Source organism: Mycobacterium zoologicum (assembly GCF_020181635.2).
Taxonomy (GTDB): domain Bacteria; phylum Actinomycetota; class Actinomycetes; order Mycobacteriales; family Mycobacteriaceae; genus Mycobacterium; species Mycobacterium zoologicum.
In genome coordinates, this window is record NZ_JAYJJS010000029.1 from 37,087 (window position 1) to 58,699 (window position 21,613).

The following is a 21,613-nucleotide window of genomic DNA, read 5'->3' on the forward strand; positions in this document are numbered from 1 at the left end:
ACCTACTTCGACGCAACGCGCGAGAGGAACCGGAGACATGAGTTCGGCATCCGTGCTCGACTCCATCATCGAGGGAGTCTGCGCCGACGTCGCCGCCCGCGAGGCCGTCGTCCCGCTGGCAGAGGTCAAGGCCGCGGCCAAGGCCATGCCCGCGCCGCTCGATGTGCTGGCGGCGTTGCGGGAGCCCGGCATCGCGGTGATCGCCGAGGTGAAACGTGCCAGCCCGTCCAAAGGCGAGCTTGCCGCCATCGCAGACCCCGCCGAGCTTGCCCGCTCCTACGCCGACGGCGGGGCCCGCGCGATCAGCGTGCTGACCGAGGAGCGCCGGTTCAACGGCTCGCTCGCCGACCTGGACGCGGTGCGAGCCGCGGTGTCGATTCCGGTGCTGCGCAAGGACTTCATCGTGCGGCCCTATCAGATTCACGAGGCTCGCGCGCACGGCGCGGACATGCTGTTGCTGATCGTGGCGGCCCTGGAGCAGGAAGCCCTGGTGTCGATGCTCGATCGCACCGAGTCGCTCGGGATGACCGCCCTGGTCGAGGTGCACACCGAGGACGAGGCCGACCGGGCGCTGACCGCCGGCGCGAAGGTCATCGGCGTCAACGCCAGGGACCTGACCACCCTCGACGTCGACCGGGACTGCTTCGCGCGGATCGCCCCCGGGCTGCCGACCGAAGTGGTCAAGATCGCCGAGTCCGGCGTGCGCGGCACCGCGGACCTGCTGGCCTACGCCGGTGCCGGTGCCGACGCCGTCCTGGTCGGTGAGGGACTTGTCACCAGTGGCGACCCGCGGGCGGCCGTTGCTGATTTGGTCAGTGCGGGTAAGCATCCGTCCTGCCCGAAGCCGGCCCGCTAGATGTCGGACACCGCAAAACTTCCGCGCGCCAGCGCCGGAGTGGCAGAACCGAGCCGACACGAACCGGACGCCCGTGGGCACTTCGGTGTCTTCGGCGGCCGCTATGTCCCCGAGGCACTGATGGCCGTGATCGAGGAGGTCACCGCGGCCTACGACAAGGTCCGCAACGATCCTGAATTCCTCGACACCCTCGATGACCTGCAGACGCACTACACCGGCCGGCCGTCACCGCTGTATGAGGCGCAGCGACTGTCCGCGCACGCCGGCGGGGCACGGATCTTCCTCAAACGCGAGGACCTCAACCACACCGGCTCGCACAAGATCAACAACGTGCTGGGTCAGGCGCTGCTGGCCCGGCACATGGGCAAGACCCGGGTGATCGCCGAGACCGGCGCCGGCCAGCACGGGGTCGCCACCGCCACCGCCTGCGCCCTGCTCGGCTTGGAATGCGTGATCTACATGGGTGCCGTCGACACCCGCCGCCAGGCACTCAACGTGGCCCGGATGCGCCTGCTGGGTGCGGAAGTGGTCTCCGTCGAATCGGGCTCGCAGACCCTCAAGGACGCCATCAACGAGGCGTTCCGGGACTGGGTCACCAATGCCGACCGCACGTACTACTGCTTCGGCACCGCGGCCGGGCCGCACCCGTTCCCGGCGATGGTGCGCGACTTCCAGCGCGTCGTCGGCCTGGAGACGCGCGTGCAGATCCAGCAGATGGCGGGCCGGCTGCCCGACGCCGTGGTGGCCTGCGTGGGCGGGGGATCCAACGCCATCGGGATCTTCCACGCGTTCATCGACGATCCCTCGGTCGCGCTGGTCGGCTTCGAGGCCGCCGGTGACGGCGTGGAGACCGGACGGCATGCCGCGACCTTCGCCGGGGGCACACCCGGAGCGTTCCAGGGGTCCTACTCCTACCTGCTGCAGGACGAGGACGGCCAGACCATCGAATCGCATTCGATCTCGGCCGGGTTGGACTACCCGGGGGTGGGCCCGGAGCACGCCTGGCTGCGCGAGACCGGCCGGGCTGACTACCGGCCGATCACCGACGCCGAGGCGATGGACGCGTTCCGAATCCTCTGCCGCACAGAGGGAATCATCCCGGCAATCGAATCGGCGCATGCGGTGGCCGGTGCGCTGAAACTGGCCGCCGAGTTGGGGCCGGGCAAGGTGATCGTGGTCAACGTCTCCGGCCGTGGGGACAAGGACGTGGAGACGGCGGCCACCTGGTTCGGCCTGTTCGACAGCGAGGGCAAGCAGGCATGAGCGGACACGACGCCGACCGGTTGGCCCCGATGTTCGCCGCCTGCCGGGCGCAGGGCCGCGCCGCATTGATCGGCTACCTGCCGACCGGATACCCCGACGTGCCGGGCTCTATCGCGGCCATGACAGCGTTGGTCGAATCCGGTTGCGACCTCATCGAAGTCGGTGTCCCATACTCCGATCCCGGAATGGACGGCCCGACGGTCGCGAGGGCCGCCGAGGCCGCCCTGCAGGGCGGGGTCCGGGTGCGCGACACCTTGACCGTGGTCGAGGCGATCAGCAGGGCCGGCGGCCGCGCGGTGGTGATGACCTATTGGAATCCGGTGCTGCGCTACGGGGTCGATGCTTTCGCGCGTGATCTGGCGTCGGCCGGCGGCCTCGGGCTGATCACGCCCGACCTGATCGTCGACGAGGCCGATGACTGGCTGGTGGCGTCCAAGGAGCACGGGCTGGACCGGACCTTCCTGGTGGCACCGTCGTCGACTCCGCAACGTCTGGCCGAGACCGCGCATGCCTCAAGTGGATTCGTCTACGCCGCCTCGACCATGGGTGTCACCGGTGCCCGCGATACGGTCTCGAGTGCCGCACCGGAACTGGTCGGCCGGGTCCGCGAGATATCCGACATCCCCATCGGGGTGGGGCTCGGTGTGCGATCCGGTGCGCAGGCGGCCGAGATCGCCGCCTACGCCGACGGGGTCATCGTCGGCTCGGCGCTGGTGAGCGCCCTTACTGACGGGCTTCCCGCACTGCGATCCTTGGCGGAGGAACTGGCTTCCGGTGTGCGCCGGGGGGATTCACAGAAATGACGTTGAACTGGCTCACCTATTTTCCCAGTCCGGCGCGCGGCGTCTGGCATCTCGGCCCGATCCCCATCCGGGCCTACGCGCTGTGCATCATCGTCGGCATCGTCGTCGCCCTGCTGATCGGTGACCGTCGTTGGCGAGCCCGTGGCGGTGAACCGGGCGTCATCTACGACATCGCGCTGTGGGCGGTGCCGTTCGGCTTGATCGGCGGACGGCTCTACCACCTGATGACGGACTGGCGGACCTACTTCGGGGAGGGCGGCGCCGGCTGGCAGGCCACCCCGCGGATCTGGGACGGCGGCCTGGGGATCTGGGGCGCGGTGGCGCTCGGCGGCGTCGGAGCGTGGATCGCCTGCCGGCGGCGGGGGATTCCGTTGCCCGCCTTCGGCGACGCCGTGGCGCCGGGAATCATCTTGGCCCAGGCGATCGGGCGTATCGGCAACTACTTCAACCAGGAACTCTACGGCCGCGAGACCACCCTGCCCTGGGGCCTGGAGATCTTCTGGCGCGAAGATGCGGCCGGTATCCGCGATCCACATCTGCTCGACGGGGTATCGACGGGCGAGCTGTACAAGATCGTCCAGCCGACGTTCTTGTACGAATTGCTCTGGAATCTTGTGGTTTTCGCTGTGTTGATCTACGCCGACCGGCGGTTCCGGATGGGACACGGCCGGCTGTTCGCGCTGTACGTCGCCGGCTACTGCATCGGACGCTTCGGGATCGAGCTGCTGCGCGACGACGCCGCCACCCACATCGCCGGGATCCGGGTCAACTCCTTCACCTCGACATTCGTGTTCATCGGCGCGGTGGTCTACATCCTGCTGGCCACCAAGGGACGCGAAGATCCTGAGGCGTTGCGCCGGGCGTGGCAGCCCGACGACTCCGAGCCCGCTGCGGTGAAGGCCGAACCGGACGCGGTTGATGCGGATGCGGATGCGGCCGAGCCGGAGGATCTCACGGTTGATGCCGATTCGGCCGAGCAGGACGAGCCGGAGCCGGTGGCGGTCGTCGCCAATGGCGTCGGTTCGGTTGTCCGGGTGCCGGACCGGTTTTCGGGTGCGAGCGTGTCTTCGGTTGAGGCCGAAGACGAGGAAGAAGCCGTCGAAGAAGCCGTCGAAGATGCCGACGCGGAAGACGACGTGGAAGACGACGTGGACGCCGATGAAGTCGTCGGCGAAGTTGTTGACGACGAAGTCACTGAAACTGAAGAGGAAGTCGCCGACGACGACGTCACCGACGAGGAAGTGGTCGAAGACGCCGTCGCCGAGGAGGACGCCGTCGCTGAAGGCGATGTTGTCGAAGACGAAGTTGCGGACGAGGACGCAGACGCTGAAGCCGACGCTGAAGATGCCAACGCTGAAGATGCCGACGCTGAAGAAGGTGTCGCCGAGGAAGAGTCCGCTGAAGAGGTTGCGGAAGTCCAGGACGACGAATCCGCCGATGAGGTCGAACCCGAGGACGACGACGAGTCTGGGGATGAACCGGACGAGGTCGACGAACCCGAGGCGGCGGACCAGTCCGACGAGGAGCTCGAAGACGAGGACGAAGCCGACGACGAGCCCGAAGAAGAAGACGAGGACGGGTCCGAGAAGGATTCGTGACCTGCGGCATTAGCGTCGCCGGCCGCTGTTGCGTGTTTTCTGGCATGCTGCAGACATGACCGATCCGTCGTGGCCGTCCGCGCCCGGCTATTCGGGCCAACCCGATCCCTGGGCCCCCTTCGGTCGTCATCCGGTGACCGGCCAGCCCTACTCGGACAGGTCGAAAGTCGTTGCGGCACTACTTCAATTGCTCGGACTGTTCGGATTCCTCGGCTTCGGGCGGATCTACCTGGGGCAGACCGTCCTGGGCATCGCGCAGTTGCTGGGTTGTTTGGTGTTCACCGCCATCACCTTCGGGTTCGGCGGCGGCGTTCCGATCATCTGGGGCATCGTCGACGCGATCCTGATACTCACCGGCAGGGTGCACGACCGCCAGGGCCGGGTACTGCGTTGAACTCCGGCGTCCGTGCTTAACCGGGTTTTCGGCTGCCGTCAACCATTCCTCGGCGAGCCCACCCGGGCTGCCCGACTATGCTTGCGACGTGACTAGACGCGGCAAGATCGTCTGTACTCTTGGCCCGGCGACCCACTCCGCGGAGATGGTCAGGGCATTGGTCGACGCGGGTATGGACGTGGCCCGGTTGAACTTCAGCCACGGTGACCATGACGATCACAAGTCCTCCTACCAGTGGGTTCGTGCAGCCTCGGATGTCACCGGCCGGGCGGTCGGCGTACTCGCCGACCTGCAGGGCCCCAAGATCCGGCTCGGCCGTTTCGCCGACGGTTCGGCGAATTGGGCCAACGGCGAGACGGTCCGCATCACCGTCGCCGACTGCGTGGGCACCCACGACCGGGTGTCCACCACCTACAAACAGCTGGCGGCCGACGCAGAACCCGGTGACCGGGTTCTGGTCGACGACGGCAAGGTCGGCCTGGTGGTGGAGCGGATCGACGGCGACGACGTGGTGTGCACCGTCACCGAAGGCGGCCCGGTCAGCAACAACAAGGGCATCTCGCTGCCCGGCATGAACGTGTCCGCACCGGCCCTGTCGGACAAGGACATCGACGACCTCGAGTTCGCACTGGAGCTCGGTGTCGACATGGTGGCGTTGTCGTTCGTGCGCTCGCCCTCGGACGTGGATCTGGTCCACGAGGTGATGGACCGGGTCGGCCGGCGGGTGCCGGTGATCGCCAAGCTGGAGAAGCCCGAGGCGATCGAGAACCTCGAGGCGGTGGTGCTGGCGTTCGACGCGGTGATGGTTGCCCGTGGCGACCTCGGTGTCGAGCTGGCACTCGAAGAGGTTCCGCTGGTGCAGAAGCGCGCCATCCAGGTGGCGCGGGAGAACGCCCGGCCGGTGATCGTGGCGACCCAGATGCTGGAGTCGATGATCGAGAACTTTCGGCCCACCCGGGCGGAGGCCTCCGATGTGGCCAACGCGGTGCTCGACGGGGCGGACGCGGTCATGCTCTCCGGAGAGACCGCGGTGGGCAAGCACGCCCTGGAGGCGGTGCGGACCATGAGCCGGATCATCTGCGCGGTCGAGCAGAACTCCACCGCCGCACCGCCGTTGACGCACACACCGCGCACCAAACGCGGCGTGATCTCATTCGCCGCACGCGAGATCGGCGAACGCCTCGACGCCAAGGCCTTGGTGGCCTTCACCCAGTCGGGCGACACCGTGCGCCGGCTGGCCCGGCTGCACACCCCGTTGCCGTTGCTGGCGTTCACGGCGTTGCCCGAGGTACGCAGCCAGCTTGCGATGACTTGGGGCACTGAGACATTCATCGTCCCGCAGGAGGTGTCGACCGACGGCATGATCCGTCAGGTCGACCAGGCTCTGCTGGAGTTGGGCCGCTATCAGCGCGGTGATCTGGTGGTGATCGTCGCCGGCGCCCCGCCGGGCACCGTGGGATCGACCAACCTGATCCACGTGCACCGGATCGGGGAGGACGACGTCTAGTGCCGGCCGAATCGAACAGTGATCTCGAGGAGCTACTGACAGTACTGGACCTGACCCCCACCGCCGATGACGTGTTCATCGGTGCGCATCCCAGCAAGACCCCGTTGCGCACCTTCGGCGGCCAGTTGATGGCGCAATCCTTTGTCGCCGCGACGCGTACCCTCACCTACGACCTGCCGCCGAGCGCGTTGTCGGTTCAGTTCATCAACGGCGGTGACCCGGCTCGCGACATCGAGTTCCGGGTGCACCGGTTACGCGATGAACGCCGATTCGCCAACCGGCGGGTCGATGCGATGCAGGGCGACACGCTGATCTCAACCGCCTTGGTGGCCTACCTGTCCGGGGGAGCGGGGATCGAGCACAGTACGGCGGCACCGGAGGTCGCCGAACCCGAGACGTTGCCCACGCTTCAGGAGCTGTTGCGCGGCTACGAGGACGTCGTGCCGGGCTTCGTGAAAGCACCGCACCCGATCGAATGGCGCTACACCAACGACCCGGCCTGGGTGATGCGCGGCAAGGGCGAACGGCTCGGCCACAACCGGGTCTGGGTCAAGGCCGACGGTGCGGTTCCCGACGACCCGGTCCTGCACACCGCGCTGATGGTGTACTCGTCGGACACCACGGTGCTCGACTCGATCATCACGCGCCACGGGCTGTCCTGGGGCCACGACCGGATCTTCGCGGCGAGCGCCAACCATTCGGTGTGGTTCCACCAGCCGGTGCGGTTCGACGACTGGATGCTCTACGCGACGTCATCACCGGTGGCCGCGGACTCGCGCGGCCTGGGCACCGGTCACTTCTTCGACCGATCCGGGCAGCTGGTCGCCACGGTCACCCAGGAGGGCGTGCTGAAGTACTTTCCCAGCTCCAAACGGTAGGGCTGATGCGGCGGTCCCAGCTTCGGCTCTCCTTCGTCGAGCCTCGCTGAACCGCCGGGCGTCAGGCCGGAATCAGCGGACCGTGCGACTCCTGGAACCGCGGAGCCTCGGCGCTGCCGAACTTGTTCTCGAAGTGCTCGCGGAACCGTTCGGTGCACTGCTGTTGCCCCGCGGGATCCGAGCCCGCCTTCGACATGCAGTCGATGTAGTCACCACCGCCCGCTGTCCGGAAGATACCTACGTAGACGAAGATACAAGCGATTCCGGCGATCACCGCCAGCAGACCCAACACCACGCCTGCGATCGCGACACCACCGTTGTCTGCCTCACCACGTTTGGCCCGACCGTGGCCGATGATCCCGAGCACCACCGCCACGGCACCCAGCACGACACCGCCGACCACCGACAATGCGGTGACGATCCCGGCGATCGCAACGATCAGCGCCGCCATACCCATGCCGTTCCTGGGCGCGTTGCTCAGCCCGGGCGGCTGCCCGTATCCGGGGTATTGCCCGGGTGCCGGGGGGTAGGGGTACGGGTAGGTCGGTGGGGGGTAGCCGCCGCCGGCCGGAGGCCAGGACGGTTGAGACTCGGGCATTACGCGGACTCCACATCAGAGCATCAGAGGAGGTTTCGTTCGGGTCAAATTCAGGGTACCCGCGTTGGCGACGCCGTGGGCTAATCGATCATCCGCCGGAGGCCTTGTGCGAGGCACTGCGGATGCTGAACGCGGTGACGATCTCGACGACCCCGATCACAATCAGCCAGCTCGCGACCACAATCGCCAGCACCACCAGCGAGGCCAGCGGGGAGGCCAGCGTCACCAACCCGGCCAGCAGGCTGATCACCCCGGAGAAGATCTGCCAGCCGCGTCCCGGCAACTCGGGGTCGCTGATGGCGGCCACAGTGGTCGCCACGCCCCGGAAGATGAACCCGACCGCGATCCAGATCGCCAGCAGCAGCACCGCGATGGATTCCTCGTCGGAGTTGAAATGCCGGAAGCACAGCACGGCCAGAATCACCGACGCGGTGCCACTGAGGAACAGCAACACCCGTCCACCGGCGGACATGATCGGCAGGCTGAACGCGAAGATGGTCTGCGCGACCCCGGTGATCAGCAGGTACACGCCGAACAGGACCGCGGCGGCAAGGATGGTGCGGCCCGGCCAGACCAGGATCAGCACACCCAGAACAAGGGCCATGACACCGGAGACCAGGGTCGACTTCCACAAGTGCGGCAGCAGCCGCGAAGCTGTCGTATCCATGGCGGCAGTCTTGCACAGATAGGGTGTGCCGGCGGTGGTAACAGCGACCCCGCTATGCCCCCCGCAGCCCGGCTGCGTGCGGCGCGTAGACCTCGGCGAGGAACTGCTCGACGGCCACGGCGGTGTGTGCCGCCCGGGGGGAGCCGAAGATGTCGAAGGCGTGCTGCGCTTCCGGCAACTCCGCGTACACGACGGGGCTGGTACTGGTGTCCCGAAGCCGGGCGGAGAACGCGCGAGCCTGCTCGACGGGCACCAGCGAGTCGTTACTGCCGTGCAGGATGAAGAACGGTGGCGCGTCCGGGCGCACGTAGGCCATCGGTGATGCGGCGCGGTAGGTGTCCGGGAACTGCCGGCGGCTCTGCTTGAAAACATAGGTGCTCAACGACGGGGTGAGCAACGGATGCAGGTCGACCTCACCGGTGAAGTCGTAGATGCCGTAAAACGGGACCGCGGCCCGCACACTGGTGTCGGCATCGACGAAACCTGGCTGAAAGCGGGGGTCGCCTGCGGTCAGCGCGGCCAGTGCGCACAGGTGGCCGCCGGCCGAGCCGCCGGTGACGGCGACCCAGTCCGGGTCGCCGCCGTAGTCGGCGATGTGGGCTTTGGTCCAGGCCAGGGCGCGCTTGACGTCGATGATGTGATCCGGCCAGGTCGAGCGAGGGCTGAGCCGGTAGTTGATGGACACGCACACCCAGCCGCGTTCCACCAGGTGGGTCATCAGCGGATGCGCTTGTCCGCGTTTGCTTCCCACCATCCAGGCGCCGCCGGGGATCTGTACGAGGACCGGGGCGCGCCCGTTTCGCGGCAGGTCGCGGTGCCGCCACACGTCGAGGGTGTTGCGGGCGCCGAACTCGCCGTAGGCGATGTCGGCGTCGGCCGCGTAGTCACGGTAGATCCGCATCATGCGCACCGCGCCCGACGGCGCGATCGCCGCGACACCGCTCGGGGGAGCCCAGAGCCCCTCGCTGCCGGTCCGCCGATCCGGGCCCAGTTCGGCGTCCAGTGCTGCGGTCAGCGGCTGGTTCGCATTGCGTCCCAAGCGGTCCAGTCCGAGCAGCCCGATCCAGGAAACTGCCGACACCAGCCAGCTGATTGCCCGTGCCCGTCGCGGCAGCCGACGTGACACCGCAGCCAGAAGCGCGGACTGCGCGGCGATCAGGTGCAACGGGAGCTCGGTGGCGAACACCCCGAACGCGAACGCGTACAGCGACGGGTACCCGCGCTTGCTCAGTGGACGGTAGCCGTTGATCGTGTTGGCGAGTCCGGTCAGCGATCCGAGCACTGCCAAAAGGCGCGTCATTGAAATCCTCATCGTGGGGGACAACCTGTTTCGGGACCATACGGCACCGCCGCGCAGGTAGGTCAGGGTGACTGGGTCACCGACAGTGCGACCAGACCCCGATCACGCGAGGCCCGCGCCCGTGCACCGGTGAGAAACCACGTATGCATGACTCCCTTGCCTTTGACGTCGACGTCGCCGCGTTCCTCGAAGACGAAGTCCGCCCGCAGCCGTTCGTAGACCTCCTGCGGCACCTGAATCCGGTTCTGCACGCCGGTGGACTCCATCCGGGACGCCAGGTTCACCGCGTCACCCCAGACGTCGTAGAAGAACCGCAGATTGCCGACCACCCCGGCCACCACCGGCCCGGTCGCCAGGCCGATCCGCAGCGACACCGGCTGGCCCAGGGGATCGCGCAGCGCGGCGACGACGTGGACGATCTCCAGCGCCAGGCGGGCCAGCGCCTGCAGGTGATCGGGACTCGGGTCGGGGACTCCGCTGACCACCATGTAGGAGTCACCGCTGGTCTTGATCTTCTCCAGCCCGTGCTTGTCGACGAGACGGTCCAGGCCGGTATAGAGCTCGTTGAGGAACCCGACCAGCTCGGCGGGGTCGCTCTGGCTGGCGCGTCGGGTGAAGTCGGCGATGTCGGCGAACAGCACCGAGGCGTCCGGATAGCTGTCGGCGATCACGTCGACGGAGGGATTCTTCAGCCGATCGGCGACGGTGGCGGGCAGGATGTTGGCCAGCAACGCCTCGGAGCGCTCGTATTCGGCCTCCATCGCCCGCTCGGCATGGGAGGTCTCGCGCAGCGTGTACCAGACCGTGGCCACCAGCATGAAGCAGGTCGAGGCCACCACCAGAACAAATGCCGTGTTGTGCATCCAGGCCGGTTGGTGCAGCTTGTCGCCGGGAACGGTGAACTCCAGGATGATCGCCAGCACGGCGCCCACCGCGGCGACGACGCCGGCCAGCGCGATCCTGTCCACCCCCAGGATCAGCACACTGATCGCGGCCGAGGCCAGCAGGTAGAACTCGATGCCCGAATCGGTTCCCACCACCCAGCAGATGGTGAACGTGGTCAGGTAGGCGATGGCGACGAACGCCAGCGGCGCGAGCAGTTCGCCGTAGCGGTACAGCTTGGGCGTCAGGGCCAGAGCGGTGGCGGCCACCAGGTTCAGCACGCCGATCCACCAATAGATCGGGTTGGCCCAGATCTCGAAGATGCCGAAGCAGGCGCTGATGAATGCGGCCAGCCCCGCGCAGACCTTGAGTATCCGCATCCGCCGCGGCAAGCGCGTCGCGTAATGCCGGGTGCGTGCGGGCACGCAGTGCGACTTCAGATAGGGGGCCTGGCCCTCAAGAGGCACCAGGTGGAACCGCTTGGTCGTCACCTGCCCAGCTTAGCCCGGTGAGCTGGGCAGACGGCGTTTTCGCATCCTGGTTACGGTCGATCACCATGGTGATTCGTTCTGTTGCGCTCTTCGTGCTGGCTGCCGTCGCCGAGATGGGGTGATCGCCCTGGGCGCGCTGATCTGCCTGGTCGGGGTGGGGGTGATCATGTACTCGCCGTGCTGAGCCGCGGTGTGTGCGTGGTGCCCTCGGTGAGATTCGAACTCACACTGTACGGGTTTTGAATCCGTTTCCTCTGCCAGTTGGGATACGAGGGCCCGGCGCTGGCGCGCGGTCTCCCACCATAGACGATGCCCTTGGGTGTTGCCGCCGCCGGCAGCCGGGACAGAATGGGGTGATGACTGCGTCGAACAACGCTCCCGAGTCTGACCCCGTGCCACGTCCGGCGCGCCGGGTCGTCATCGCCGAGGACGAGTCCCTGATCCGGATGGACCTCGCCGAGATGCTGCGGGATGAGGGCTACGACGTGGTGGGCGAGGCCGCCGACGGTCAGGAAGCGGTCGAGCTCGCCGAACAGTTGCGCCCCGACCTGGTCATCATCGACGTGAAGATGCCGCGGCGCGACGGCATCGACGCGGCATCCGAGATCGCCGCCAAACGCATCGCGCCGGTGGTCATGCTCACCGCCTTCAGTCAGCGCGACCTGGTCGAGCGGGCCCGCGACGCCGGCGCGATGGCGTATCTGGTCAAACCGTTCTCGGCCGGGGACCTGGTACCGGCCATCGAGTTGGCGCTGAGCCGCTCGGAAGAGATCACCGCGCTGGAACACGAAGTCAGCACCCTGTCCGAACAGCTCGAAACCCGCAAGCTGGTCGAACGCGCCAAGGGCCTGCTGCAGGCCAAGCAGGGCCTTACCGAGCCCGAGGCGTTCAAATGGATCCAGCGCGCGGCGATGGACCAGCGGACCACCATGCGACGGGTTGCCGAGGTGGTGCTGGAGTCGCTGACAGACACCGAGCAGCCGTCGGCCTGACCACCAGGCGCGTCTGCCCACCGTTGCCGCCGGTGACCCAGTAGGCTCAGTTGCGTGCAGCGCAGAATCATGGGCATCGAGACCGAGTTCGGTGTCACCTGCACCTTTCACGGGCATCGACGGCTTTCCCCCGACGAAGTGGCGCGCTACCTGTTCCGCCGGGTGGTGTCATGGGGCCGCAGTTCGAATGTGTTCCTGCGCAACGGGGCTCGGCTCTATCTCGATGTAGGCAGCCATCCCGAGTACGCCACCGCCGAGTGCGACAACCTGATTCAGCTGGTCACCCATGATCGGGCCGGCGAGCGGGTGCTCGAAGACCTGTTGATCGACGCCGAACAGCGCCTGGCCGACGAGGGCATCGGCGGCGACATCTACCTGTTCAAGAACAACACCGACTCCGCCGGAAACTCCTACGGCTGTCACGAGAACTACCTGATCGTGCGAGCCGGCGAGTTCTCCCGGATCTCCGATGTGCTGCTGCCGTTTCTGGTGACGCGTCAGCTGATCTGCGGCGCCGGCAAGGTGCTGCAGACCCCCAAGGCCGCCACGTTCTGCCTGTCGCAGCGCGCCGAGCACATCTGGGAGGGCGTCTCAAGCGCGACCACGCGTTCGCGTCCGATCATCAACACCCGCGACGAACCCCACGCCGATGCCGAGAAGTACCGGCGACTGCACGTCATCGTCGGCGACTCCAACATGTCCGAGACCACCACCTTGCTCAAGGTGGGCAGCGCCTCGCTGGTGCTGGAGATGATCGAAGCGGGGGTGTCGTTCCGCGACTTCTCGCTGGACAACCCGATCCGGGCGATCCGCGAGGTCAGCCACGACGTCACCGGTCGGCGACCCGTTCGGCTGGCCGGCGGGCGCCAGGCCAGCGCCCTGGACATCCAGCGGGAGTACTACGGGCGGGCCGTCGATTACGTGCGTACGCGCGCGGCCAGCAGTTCGCAGCTGGACCAGGTGATCGACTTGTGGGGACGTCAACTCGACGCCGTCGAATCCCAGGACTTCGCGAAGGTCGATACCGAGATCGACTGGGTGATCAAGCGAAAGCTGTTCCAGCGCTACCAGGATCGCTACAGCATGGAGCTGTCGGACCCGAAGATCGCCCAACTCGACCTGGCCTATCACGACATCAAGCGCGGCCGCGGAGTGTTCGATCTGTTGCAGCGCAAGGGACTGGCCGCCCGGATCACCACCGACGAAGAGGTGGACGCCGCCGTCGACACCCCGCCGCAGACCACCCGGGCCAAACTGCGCGGTGAATTCATCAGTGCCGCACAGGCAGCCGGCCGCGACTTCACCGTCGATTGGGTGCACCTCAAGCTCAACGACCAGGCCCAGCGCACCGTGCTGTGCAAAGACCCGTTCCGCTCGGTCGACGAGCGGGTCAAACGGCTCATCGCCAGCATGTAGCACCTACGCTGTCACCCATGGCAACCGCCAAGGTCGAACGACTTCTGAACCTCGTCATCGCGTTGCTGGCGACCCGCAGCTACCTGAGCGCGGAGAGGATCCGCAGCACCGTGGTCGGTTACGGCGACAGCCCCAGCGACGAGGCCTTCTCCCGGATGTTCGAGCGCGACAAGAACGAGCTGCGCGATCTGGGCATTCCGCTGGAGACCGGTAAGGCCTCCGGATTCGAGACCATCGACGGATACCGCATCAACCCCAAGGCCTATGCACTGCCGGCAATCGAGCTCAACGGTGATGAGGCAGCTGCCGTGGCGGTTGCGGTCCAGCTGTGGCAGTCCCCGGAGCTGCGGGCCAATGCTCAGGGCGCGGTGGCCAAATTGCATGCCGCCGGTGTCGAGGTTGACCCGGTCCGGGCCGAGGTGCTCGTCGCGTCGCCGGCTGCGCTTCCCGGAATCCACCAGGCCGAGCCGGCCCTGGACGCCCTGACGGCTGCGGTCCAAGCGCGGCAGGCTGTGCAGTTCGAGCACCGCCCGTCGCCGGTGGACGCCTATATCACCCGCACTGTCGAGCCGTGGGGTGTGGTCACCCAAGGCGGCCGTTGGTACCTGGTGGGCCATGACCGCGACCGCAACGGCGTTCGGATGTTCCGGATGTCGCGGATCGCGCCCGAGGTCCGCCAGATCGGGCCCGCCGACAGCGCGACCCGCCCACCGGTCGAGGAACTGCGCCGGATCGTCGCCGACGCCGTGGGTGAGGCCCCCAGCGGTGTGCAGGCCCGGATCTGGGTCGCCGACGGCCGTGCCGTCGCGCTACGCCGGGCGGGCAGGGTGGTGCACCGCGAAGCCCGTGCCGGTCGCGACGGCGACGTCATCGAGGTCGATCTGGGCACCCATGACCGACTCGCCCGGGAGATCGCCGGCTATGGCGCCGACGCCGTCGTCCTTGGGCCGTCGGCGCTGCGTGACGACGTGGTGGCCAGGCTCAGCGCCCGTGTCCGGGAGGCTTCGGCGTGAGCCAGTTGTCGACGCGGCTGGCGCGGCTGCTGAACATGGTGCCGTACTTTCTGGCCCGCCCCGGGATCAGCAAAGAAAAGGCCGCCGCCGAACTGGGCGTGAGCATCGCGCAACTGCAGTCGGACCTGGAACTGCTGGCAGTGTCCGGGTTGCCGGGTTACGGGCCTGGAGACCTGATCGATCTGACGTTCTATGACGACCGGATCTACTGCTATGAATCGGCGGGGGTCGATCGGCCGCTGCGGCTGACCTCACCGGAGGCCACCGCCGTGCTGATGGCCTTGCGGGCACTGGTCGACATGCCGGGCATCGTCGATCGGCGGGCCGCCCGCAGCGCGATCGCCAAGATCGAGAATGCCGCCGGGGCTGCGCAGGCGGAGCCCGAGGCTACGACCGGAGACAACGCCACGGCCGACACCGTCCGCGATGCCGTGCAGCAGCACCGCGCACTGGCCATCGATTACTACGCCGCCTCCCGCGACACGTCCTCACACCGGACCGTCGACCCGATCCGAGTGGTGCTGATCGCCAACCACAGCTACCTGGAGGCGTGGTGCCGCGAGTCCGCCGGCGTTCGGCTGTTCCGATTCGACCGGATCGACGGCGCGCAGCTGCTCGATGAGCCGTCGGCGCCGCCGGGGCCGGCGCGGCAGACCGAAACCGACACCGCGCTGTTCGACGCCGACCCGTCGATGCCGATCGCCACCGTGCGGGTGGCGCGGTCGGCGTCGTGGATGTTCGAGTACTACCCGATGCGGCTGCTGCGCGAGTTGCCCGACGGCTGGTCCGAGGCGGCCATGACCTACGCCTCCGACGAGTGGCTCACCCGGTTGCTGCTGGGAATGGGCGACGACGTGCAGATCGTGGCGCCCGCGTCGCTGGCCACCCGGGTGCGCGACGCCGCGGTGGCTGCGCTGGCGGCCTACCAGTCCTGAGCTGCGGTAGCATCGACTCCGACGTCTGGAGGTATCCGAAGTGGGCAGTCTCAGTCCGTGGCACTGGTTCATCCTGTTGGTCGTGATGGTTGTGCTGTTCGGCGCCAAGCGGCTGCCCGACGCGGCGAGGTCGCTCGGCAAGTCGCTGCGGATCTTCAAATCCGAGGTTCGCGAGCTGCAGAACGACATCAATCCGGATTCATCGGCCACCTCAGTGCAGTCCGAACGCGTCGAGCCGCCGGCTGACCCGCGGTCGGCCTAGGCCGTCGTCCCCGCAGCGCCCGAGCGCCTTGTGATGGTGCGTGCCACCAGCATTTTCAAGCGGCTTGACCCACGCCAACGGCGCAGCCGCAGCAATCCCGACGGGACGATGTCGCTCGTCGACCACATCAGGGAGTTGCGTACCCGGCTGCTGATCTCGCTGGCAGCGATCGCGCTGACCACCGCGTTCGGCTTCAGTTGGTATTCGCACGGGTTCTTGGGCATGGAAAGCCTCGGTGAGTGGCTGCGACACCCCTACTGCGCGCTGCCCGACTCCGCGCGGGCCCAGATCGCCGCGGACGGCCATTGCCGGCTGCTGGCCACCGGGCCGTTCGACCAGTTCATGCTCCGCCTCAAGGTGGGACTGATGGCCGGGGTGGTGCTGGCCTGCCCGGTCTGGTTCTACCAGCTGTGGGCCTTCATCACCCCGGGGCTCTACCGCAAGGAGCGGCGCTTTGCGGTGGTGTTCGTCGTCTCGGCGGCGGCGCTGTTCATCACCGGCGCGGTGCTGGCCTACGTGGTGCTGTCCAAGGCGCTCGGATTCCTGTTGACCGTCGGCAGCGATGTGCAGGTCACCGCCCTGTCCGGCGACCGCTATTTCGGCTTCCTGATCAACCTGCTGCTGGTGTTCGGGATCAGCTTCGAGTTCCCGCTGCTGATCGTGATGCTCAACCAGGTCGGCGTGCTCAGCTACGCCCGGCTGGCCGCCTGGCGGCGCGGGCTGATCTTCGCGGTGTTCGCGTTCGCCGCCGTCGCCACGCCCGGCTCGGATCCGTTCTCGATGACCGCGCTGGGGCTGGCGCTGACCCTGCTGCTGGAGTTCGCGATCCAGGTCGCCCGGCTGCACGACAAGCGCAAGGCCAAGCGGGAGGCGGCCGAGGGACTCGGTGATGACGAGGCCTCCACCATCGACGCGCCCACACCCGTCGCGGCGCCGCATGACTGATTTCTCTTTCTCCCCGCGAGCGTGCACAAACGTCCGGCAAATCCCTGGTGAGGGCGAACATTTTTGCACGGTTGCGGCAGGGGCGGGCGCGACGTGACCGAGCTGAGCCGGTTCACCGCGGAGTTGGCGTTCGGCCTCGACGACTTCCAGCGCCGGGCCTGTGAAGCGCTCGAGGAGGGCCGGGGCGTGCTGGTATGCGCCCCGACCGGCGCGGGCAAGACGGTCATTGGCGAGTTCGCGGTGCACCTGGCCCTGGCGGCCGGCTCAAAGTGCTTCTACACCACCCCGATCAAGGCGCTGAGCAATCAGAAGTACACCGACCTGGTGGCCCGCTACGGCAAGGACAAGGTGGGGTTGCTGACCGGTGACCTGTCGGTCAACTCGAACGCGCCGGTGGTGGTGATGACCACCGAGGTGCTGCGCAACATGCTGTACGCGGATTCGCCTGCACTGCGGGGCCTTTCGCATGTCGTAATGGACGAGGTGCATTTCCTGGCCGACCGGATGCGCGGCGCGGTCTGGGAGGAGGTCATCCTGCACCTGTCCGCAGAGGTTCGGCTGGTCAGCCTGTCGGCGACGGTCAGCAACGCCGAGGAGTTCGGCGGCTGGATCCAGACCGTGCGCGGCGACACCGCCGTGGTGGTCGACGAGCATCGGCCGGTGCCGTTGTGGCAGCACATGATGGTCGGCAAGCGGTTGTTCGACCTGTTCCAGGTGCGGCCCGACGCCGAGCGGCCGGACACCGGCGGCGGGGCCCGGGTGGATCCGCAACTGCTGCGCCACATCGCCCATCGCCGCGAAGCCGACCGGCTCACCGAGTGGCACAATCCCCGCCGCGGGCCGGGGCGCACTGGCGGCCGCCGGACGGGTGGGCCGAGTTATCGGCCGCCGATGCGACCTGACGTGGTGGCGGCGCTGGAGTCGGCCGGGCTGCTGCCGGTGATCACCTTCGTCTTCTCGCGGGCCGGCTGCGATGCGGCCGTCAAGCAGTGCCTGCGCTCACCGCTGCGGCTGACCACCGAATCCGAGCGGGCCCGGATCGCCGAGGTGATCGACCACCGCTGCGGCGACCTCGCCGACGCCGATCTGGACGTGCTGGGCTACTACGAATGGCGCGAGGGCCTGCTGCGCGGCCTGGCCGGCCACCACGCGGGTTTGCTACCGGTATTCCGCCACACCGTTGAAGAGCTGTTCACCGCGGGCCTGGTCAAAGCGGTGTTCGCCACTGAGACACTGGCTTTGGGCATCAACATGCCGGCCCGCACAGTGGTGCTCGAGCGGCTGGTCAAATTCAACGGCGAGCAGCATGCCGCGCTGACGCCGGGGGAGTACACCCAGCTGACCGGCCGGGCCGGCCGCCGCGGTATCGACGTCGAGGGCCATGCGGTGGTGCTGTGGCATCCGGGGGAGAGCACCGCCGACCCGGACCAGGTCGCCGGGCTTGCCTCCACCCGAACATTCCCGCTGCGAAGCTCATTCGCGCCGTCCTACAACATGACGATCAACCTGGTGCATCGGATGGGCCCGCAGCAGGCCCACCGACTGCTGGAGCAGTCCTTCGCGCAGTTTCAGGCCGACCGATCCGTCGTCGGCCTGGTGCGCAGCGCCGAACGCGGCGAGCGGACCCTCGACGAGATCGCAGCCGGGGTCGGGGGACGCGAATCCGCCGTGCTGGACTACGCCCGCCTGCGCGCCCAGATCTCCGAACGTGAACGCGCCCAGGCACGGGCGTCGCGGCTGCAACGGCGCCAAGCAGCCGGTGCGGCCCTGGCCGCGCTGCGCCGCGGCGACATCATCAACCTCACCCACGGCCGTCGCGGCGGTCTGGCCGTGGTGCTGCAGGCGGATCGGGATTCCGATGAACCACGCCCGCTGGTGCTGACCGAGCATCGTTGGGCGGGGCGGATCTCGACGGCGGACTACGCCGGCGCCACCGCGCCGATCGGCACCATGAATCTGCCCAAACGCGTCGAACACCGCCAGCCGCGGGTCCGCCGCGACCTGGCCTCAGCGCTGCGCTCGGCCGCAGCCGAGCTCGTGGTGCCCGACGGGCGTGGCCGCCGCGGCGGCGTCCGGGACACCCCGGTGGATCCGGAGCTGGAGGCGCTGCGACAGCGGATGCGGGAGCACCCGGTGCACGCCACGCCGGATCGCGAGGACAAGGTCCGAGTCGCCGAGCGTTACCTGCGGGTGGAGGCGGACAACGCTCAACTGCGCAGGAAGGTCCAGGCGGCCACCAACTCGTTGGCACGCACCTTCGACCGGATCGTCGGGCTGCTCGTCGAACGCGGCTTCATCGCCGCGGGCACCGCCGGCGAGGGGCAGGCCGACCCGACCGTGACCGAAGACGGTCGGATGCTCGCCCGGATCTACAGCGAGAGTGATCTGTTGGTCGCCGAATGCCTGCGCACCGGCGCCTGGGACAGCCTGGGTCCCGCCGAGTTGGCCGCCGTGGTCTCTGCGGTGCTGTTCGAAACACGCGGCGGCCAGGATTCGGGCGGTGGGCAGCCGACCCTGCAGGCGCCGACCGAGGCGATCCGGCGCGCGCTGCAGCAGACCGGCAAACTGTCCGCGCAGCTGCGGGCCGACGAGCGCCGTCACGGCATCACCACCAGCCGGGAACCCGACGACGGATTCGTGGCCGCGGTGTACCGCTGGGCCCGATCGGGTGATCTGGCCGGCGCATTGGCGGCATCGGATTCCGCGGGCGGTGGTTCACCGCTGTCGGCGGGTGACTTCGTGCGGTGGTGCCGCCAGGTGCTTGATCTGCTCGATCAGCTGCGCAATGCCGCGCCTTTGCCGGAGCTGCGCGCTACGGCAAAACAGGCGATCGACACGGTTTTACGCGGAGTCGTGGCCGTTGACGCCGGGTAGGCTGATCCGGGCGCTACGGTGAATCAGCACCCGCTACGCGAGAGGACTTGAGGAACAACGATGAGCGGACCGCAGGGATACGACCCGACGCAGCCCTGGCAGCCTCAGCAGCCCGGACAGCCCGAGGAGCAGCCGGGCACCGGAGCGAATCCCGCGTCCGGCGCCGAACAGCAGTGGCAGCCGGCCTACACCCCGTCGCAGTACCCCCAGCAGGGCTCGCAGTACCCCGCGACCGGTCAGTACCCCGGCTACCCGCAGACCGAGCAGTACGGCCAGCCCGGTCAGTACGGCCAGCCCGGTCAGTACGGTCAACCCGGCCAGTACGGCCAGCCGGGGCAATACGGTCAACCGGGCCAGTACGGCCAGCCCGGCCAGTACGGCCAGCCCGGGCAATACGGACAGCCCGGGCAATACGGACAGCCCGGCCAGTACGGCCAGTACCCCCAGCAGCCCGGACAATTCGGGCCGCCCGACGCCGGCCGTAAGCGCAGCACCGCACTGGCGGGCAGTGTGCTCGCCGGCTGCGTGGGAGTCGGCGTGCTGGTGCTGCTGGTCCTGGGGTTCTGGAAGCCCGGTTTCTTCGTGACCACCAAGCTTGACGTCGACAAGGCGCAGGAGGGCGTGCAGCAGATCCTGGCCGATCAGACCAACGGCTACGGTGCCAAGAACGTCAAGGACGTCCGGTGCAACAACGGTCAGAGCCCGGTGGTCAAGCAGGGCGACACGTTCAACTGCGAGGTCAGCATCGACGGGACCAAGCGGCAGGTCACCGTTACCTTCCAGGACAACTCGGGCACCTACGAGGTCGGCCGCCCCAAGTAAGGCTCAGTCCGGCAGCGCGTCGAGCGCCCGCTGGACCCGCGCTATCGAGGACTCCATGCCGTATCGCTGCGCCAGCTCGACGACCCGGGCGGTGTCGGCGGCGGTGCGAGGCAGCACATCCGACGATGTGGAGAAGGTGACCGGGGCGTCGGTGGCCACACGCACCACCGGGCCCGCGGCTGCGATGTAATCCTGCGCCGCCGCCAGCTTGGCCCGAACCCCTTTGTTCATAGTCGATTTCGGATCTGCAGCGGCCTCCAGCACCGCAGCCAGCGATCCGTACTGGGTCAACAGCCCGGCCGCGGTCTTCTCGCCGATACCGGGCACCCCGGGCAGGCCGTCGGAGGGATCGCCGCGCAGCAATGCCATCTCGGCGTAGGCGGCGCCCGCCCGCCCGACCGGCAGTCCGTACCGCTGCGCCACCTCTTGCGGGCCCAGCAGCGTCGCTTTCGCCAGCCCACGTCCCAGGTAGAGCACGCCGACCGCGACGGGCTGGTCGGTGACCACCTGCAGCAGGTCGCGGTCACCGCTGACCACCACCACCGGATCGCGGCGTTCGGCCGCGGCTAGCGTGCCCAGCACGTCGTCGGCCTCGTAGTCGGGTGCGCCCGCGGTGGCGATGCCGAACGCGTCGAGCAGCTCGGCGATCATGTCGACCTGGGGGCTCAGCTCGTCGGGCACCTCTTCGACCGCCCCGTCACCCGCTGGTCCGGTTGGTTCGTCCTCGGCCACCCGGTGGGCCTTATAGGACGGGACAAGCTCCACCCGCCACTGCGGCCTCCAGTCCAGATCCAGACAGACCGCCAGCCGGCCGGGGCGTTGCCGGGTGATCAGCGTGGCCACCGAGTCGAAGAACCCCCGCACCGCGTTCACCGGTCGGCCGTCGGGGGCGGTGATCGACGACGGCACGCCGAAGTAAGACCGGAACCACATACTGGCGCCGTCGAGCAGCAATACAGGAGCAGGCATGCACGCCAGCCTATGGCCGGCGGTCAGCGAGGCTCGACGGAGGAGAGGTGAAGCTGGACCGCCGTTCAGGCACGGCCGGATAGCCTGACGAGGTGTTGCGTCCTGCAAGTTGGACTGGACTAGCGGGTGGAAGTCCCGTCTCGGTAAG

20 protein-coding genes and 1 tRNA gene are annotated in these 21,613 nt (G+C 68.0%); 15 read left to right on the plus strand and 6 right to left on the minus strand.

The genetic code is table 11. The annotated features are described in order from the left end of the window. Positions 1–37 precede the first annotated feature (37 nt). The 7 genes from trpC (at position 38) to K6T84_RS19555 (ending at position 7,299) form a co-directional block, all read left to right on the plus strand. Positions 38–856: an indole-3-glycerol phosphate synthase TrpC gene (gene trpC, locus K6T84_RS19525; protein ID WP_224860365.1), complete on the plus strand. Its 819-nt coding sequence runs from the start codon at positions 38–40 to the stop codon at positions 854–856. Beyond that, complete coding sequence (gene trpB, locus K6T84_RS19530) at positions 857–2,119, plus strand: tryptophan synthase subunit beta (RefSeq protein ID WP_225400112.1); 1,263 nt, start codon at positions 857–859, stop codon at positions 2,117–2,119. Continuing rightward, positions 2,116–2,922, plus strand: coding sequence for a tryptophan synthase subunit alpha (gene trpA / locus K6T84_RS19535; RefSeq protein WP_225400111.1), 807 nt, complete (start codon positions 2,116–2,118; stop codon positions 2,920–2,922). The genes trpB and trpA overlap by 4 nt, the downstream gene beginning before the upstream one ends. Then, the gene (lgt, locus tag K6T84_RS19540) at positions 2,919–4,520 is read left to right on the plus strand and encodes a prolipoprotein diacylglyceryl transferase (RefSeq protein WP_225400110.1); all 1,602 of its coding nucleotides are present in this window, start codon (positions 2,919–2,921) and stop codon (positions 4,518–4,520) included. The genes trpA and lgt overlap by 4 nt, the downstream gene beginning before the upstream one ends. 55 nt (positions 4,521–4,575) lie before the next feature. After that, positions 4,576–4,914, plus strand: a complete 339-nt coding sequence (locus tag K6T84_RS19545) for an NINE protein (protein WP_225400109.1) — start codon at positions 4,576–4,578, stop codon at positions 4,912–4,914. Positions 4,915–5,002: 88 nt separating this feature from the next. Next, complete coding sequence (pyk, locus tag K6T84_RS19550) at positions 5,003–6,421, plus strand: pyruvate kinase (RefSeq protein WP_224860356.1); 1,419 nt, start codon at positions 5,003–5,005, stop codon at positions 6,419–6,421. Next, positions 6,421–7,299, plus strand: coding sequence for an acyl-CoA thioesterase II (locus K6T84_RS19555; RefSeq protein WP_224860354.1), 879 nt, complete (start codon positions 6,421–6,423; stop codon positions 7,297–7,299). Before pyk ends, K6T84_RS19555 begins: the two co-directional genes overlap by 1 nt. 61 nt (positions 7,300–7,360) lie before the next feature. On the opposite strand, the gene K6T84_RS19560 is transcribed toward K6T84_RS19555, so the two are convergent. The 5 genes from K6T84_RS19560 to K6T84_RS19580 form a co-directional block, all read right to left on the minus strand. Beyond that, a complete protein-coding gene (locus K6T84_RS19560) occupies positions 7,361–7,897 on the minus strand; it encodes a DUF4190 domain-containing protein (protein WP_225401931.1) in 537 nt (178 codons plus the stop codon). 88 nt (positions 7,898–7,985) lie between these two features. Beyond that, a complete protein-coding gene (locus K6T84_RS19565; RefSeq protein WP_408066148.1) occupies positions 7,986–8,543 on the minus strand; it encodes an HdeD family acid-resistance protein in 558 nt (185 codons plus the stop codon). 73 nt (positions 8,544–8,616) lie between these two features. Continuing rightward, entirely contained in the window at positions 8,617–9,864 is a 1,248-nt protein-coding gene (locus K6T84_RS19570) for an alpha/beta hydrolase (protein ID WP_225401929.1), read from the minus strand. Between the two features lie 62 nt (positions 9,865–9,926). Further along, positions 9,927–11,237, minus strand: a complete 1,311-nt coding sequence (locus K6T84_RS19575; RefSeq protein WP_225401928.1) for an adenylate/guanylate cyclase domain-containing protein — start codon at positions 11,235–11,237, stop codon at positions 9,927–9,929. Between the two features lie 199 nt (positions 11,238–11,436). Continuing rightward, positions 11,437–11,513 (minus strand) — tRNA-Leu (locus tag K6T84_RS19580). A gap of 80 nt (positions 11,514–11,593) precedes the next feature. On the opposite strand from K6T84_RS19580, the gene K6T84_RS19585 reads away from it, so the two are divergent. The 8 genes from K6T84_RS19585 to K6T84_RS19620 all read left to right on the plus strand — a co-directional run bounded on the left by K6T84_RS19585 (position 11,594) and on the right by K6T84_RS19620 (position 20,496). Next, positions 11,594–12,229, plus strand: a complete 636-nt coding sequence (locus tag K6T84_RS19585) for a two-component system response regulator PdtaR (protein WP_224860344.1) — start codon at positions 11,594–11,596, stop codon at positions 12,227–12,229. Between the two features lie 54 nt (positions 12,230–12,283). Further along, the gene (gene pafA / locus K6T84_RS19590; RefSeq protein ID WP_224860343.1) at positions 12,284–13,645 is read left to right on the plus strand and encodes a Pup--protein ligase; all 1,362 of its coding nucleotides are present in this window, start codon (positions 12,284–12,286) and stop codon (positions 13,643–13,645) included. 17 nt (positions 13,646–13,662) lie between these two features. Continuing rightward, entirely contained in the window at positions 13,663–14,658 is a 996-nt protein-coding gene (locus tag K6T84_RS19595; protein ID WP_225401927.1) for a helix-turn-helix transcriptional regulator, read from the plus strand. Continuing rightward, positions 14,655–15,593, plus strand: a complete 939-nt coding sequence (locus tag K6T84_RS19600) for a helix-turn-helix transcriptional regulator (RefSeq protein ID WP_225401926.1) — start codon at positions 14,655–14,657, stop codon at positions 15,591–15,593. The genes K6T84_RS19595 and K6T84_RS19600 overlap by 4 nt, the downstream gene beginning before the upstream one ends. Positions 15,594–15,633: 40 nt before the next feature. Beyond that, the gene (gene tatA, locus K6T84_RS19605; protein ID WP_224860338.1) at positions 15,634–15,855 is read left to right on the plus strand and encodes a Sec-independent protein translocase subunit TatA; all 222 of its coding nucleotides are present in this window, start codon (positions 15,634–15,636) and stop codon (positions 15,853–15,855) included. Between the two features lie 33 nt (positions 15,856–15,888). Continuing rightward, a complete protein-coding gene (gene tatC, locus K6T84_RS19610; protein ID WP_408066145.1) occupies positions 15,889–16,800 on the plus strand; it encodes a twin-arginine translocase subunit TatC in 912 nt (303 codons plus the stop codon). 63 nt (positions 16,801–16,863) lie between these two features. Beyond that, positions 16,864–19,674, plus strand: coding sequence for a DEAD/DEAH box helicase (locus K6T84_RS19615; protein WP_225401924.1), 2,811 nt, complete (start codon positions 16,864–16,866; stop codon positions 19,672–19,674). 60 nt (positions 19,675–19,734) lie between these two features. Beyond that, positions 19,735–20,496: a DUF4333 domain-containing protein gene (locus K6T84_RS19620; protein WP_225401923.1), complete on the plus strand. Its 762-nt coding sequence runs from the start codon at positions 19,735–19,737 to the stop codon at positions 20,494–20,496. A 3-nt stretch (positions 20,497–20,499) separates the two neighbouring features. On the opposite strand, the gene K6T84_RS19625 is transcribed toward K6T84_RS19620, so the two are convergent. After that, entirely contained in the window at positions 20,500–21,465 is a 966-nt protein-coding gene (locus tag K6T84_RS19625; protein WP_225401922.1) for a 5'-3' exonuclease, read from the minus strand. Positions 21,466–21,613 lie beyond the last annotated feature (148 nt).

What these genes read in the sequence shown, in the direction of transcription:
- trpC (WP_224860365.1), top strand. Translation starts at nt 38, where the DNA reads ATGAGTTCGGCATCCGTGCTCGACTCCATCATCGAGGGAGTCTGCGCC.
- trpB (WP_225400112.1), top strand. Translation starts at nt 857, where the DNA reads ATGTCGGACACCGCAAAACTTCCGCGCGCCAGCGCCGGAGTGGCAGAA.
- trpA (WP_225400111.1), top strand. Translation starts at nt 2,116, where the DNA reads ATGAGCGGACACGACGCCGACCGGTTGGCCCCGATGTTCGCCGCCTGC.
- lgt (WP_225400110.1), top strand. Translation starts at nt 2,919, where the DNA reads ATGACGTTGAACTGGCTCACCTATTTTCCCAGTCCGGCGCGCGGCGTC.
- K6T84_RS19545 (WP_225400109.1), top strand. Translation starts at nt 4,576, where the DNA reads ATGACCGATCCGTCGTGGCCGTCCGCGCCCGGCTATTCGGGCCAACCC.
- K6T84_RS19560 (WP_225401931.1), bottom strand. Translation starts at nt 7,897, where the DNA reads ATGCCCGAGTCTCAACCGTCCTGGCCTCCGGCCGGCGGCGGCTACCCC.
- K6T84_RS19570 (WP_225401929.1), bottom strand. Translation starts at nt 9,864, where the DNA reads ATGACGCGCCTTTTGGCAGTGCTCGGATCGCTGACCGGACTCGCCAAC.
- K6T84_RS19585 (WP_224860344.1), top strand. Translation starts at nt 11,594, where the DNA reads ATGACTGCGTCGAACAACGCTCCCGAGTCTGACCCCGTGCCACGTCCG.
- K6T84_RS19595 (WP_225401927.1), top strand. Translation starts at nt 13,663, where the DNA reads ATGGCAACCGCCAAGGTCGAACGACTTCTGAACCTCGTCATCGCGTTG.
- tatC (WP_408066145.1), top strand. Translation starts at nt 15,889, where the DNA reads ATGGTGCGTGCCACCAGCATTTTCAAGCGGCTTGACCCACGCCAACGG.
- K6T84_RS19620 (WP_225401923.1), top strand. Translation starts at nt 19,735, where the DNA reads ATGAGCGGACCGCAGGGATACGACCCGACGCAGCCCTGGCAGCCTCAG.
- K6T84_RS19625 (WP_225401922.1), bottom strand. Translation starts at nt 21,465, where the DNA reads ATGCCTGCTCCTGTATTGCTGCTCGACGGCGCCAGTATGTGGTTCCGG.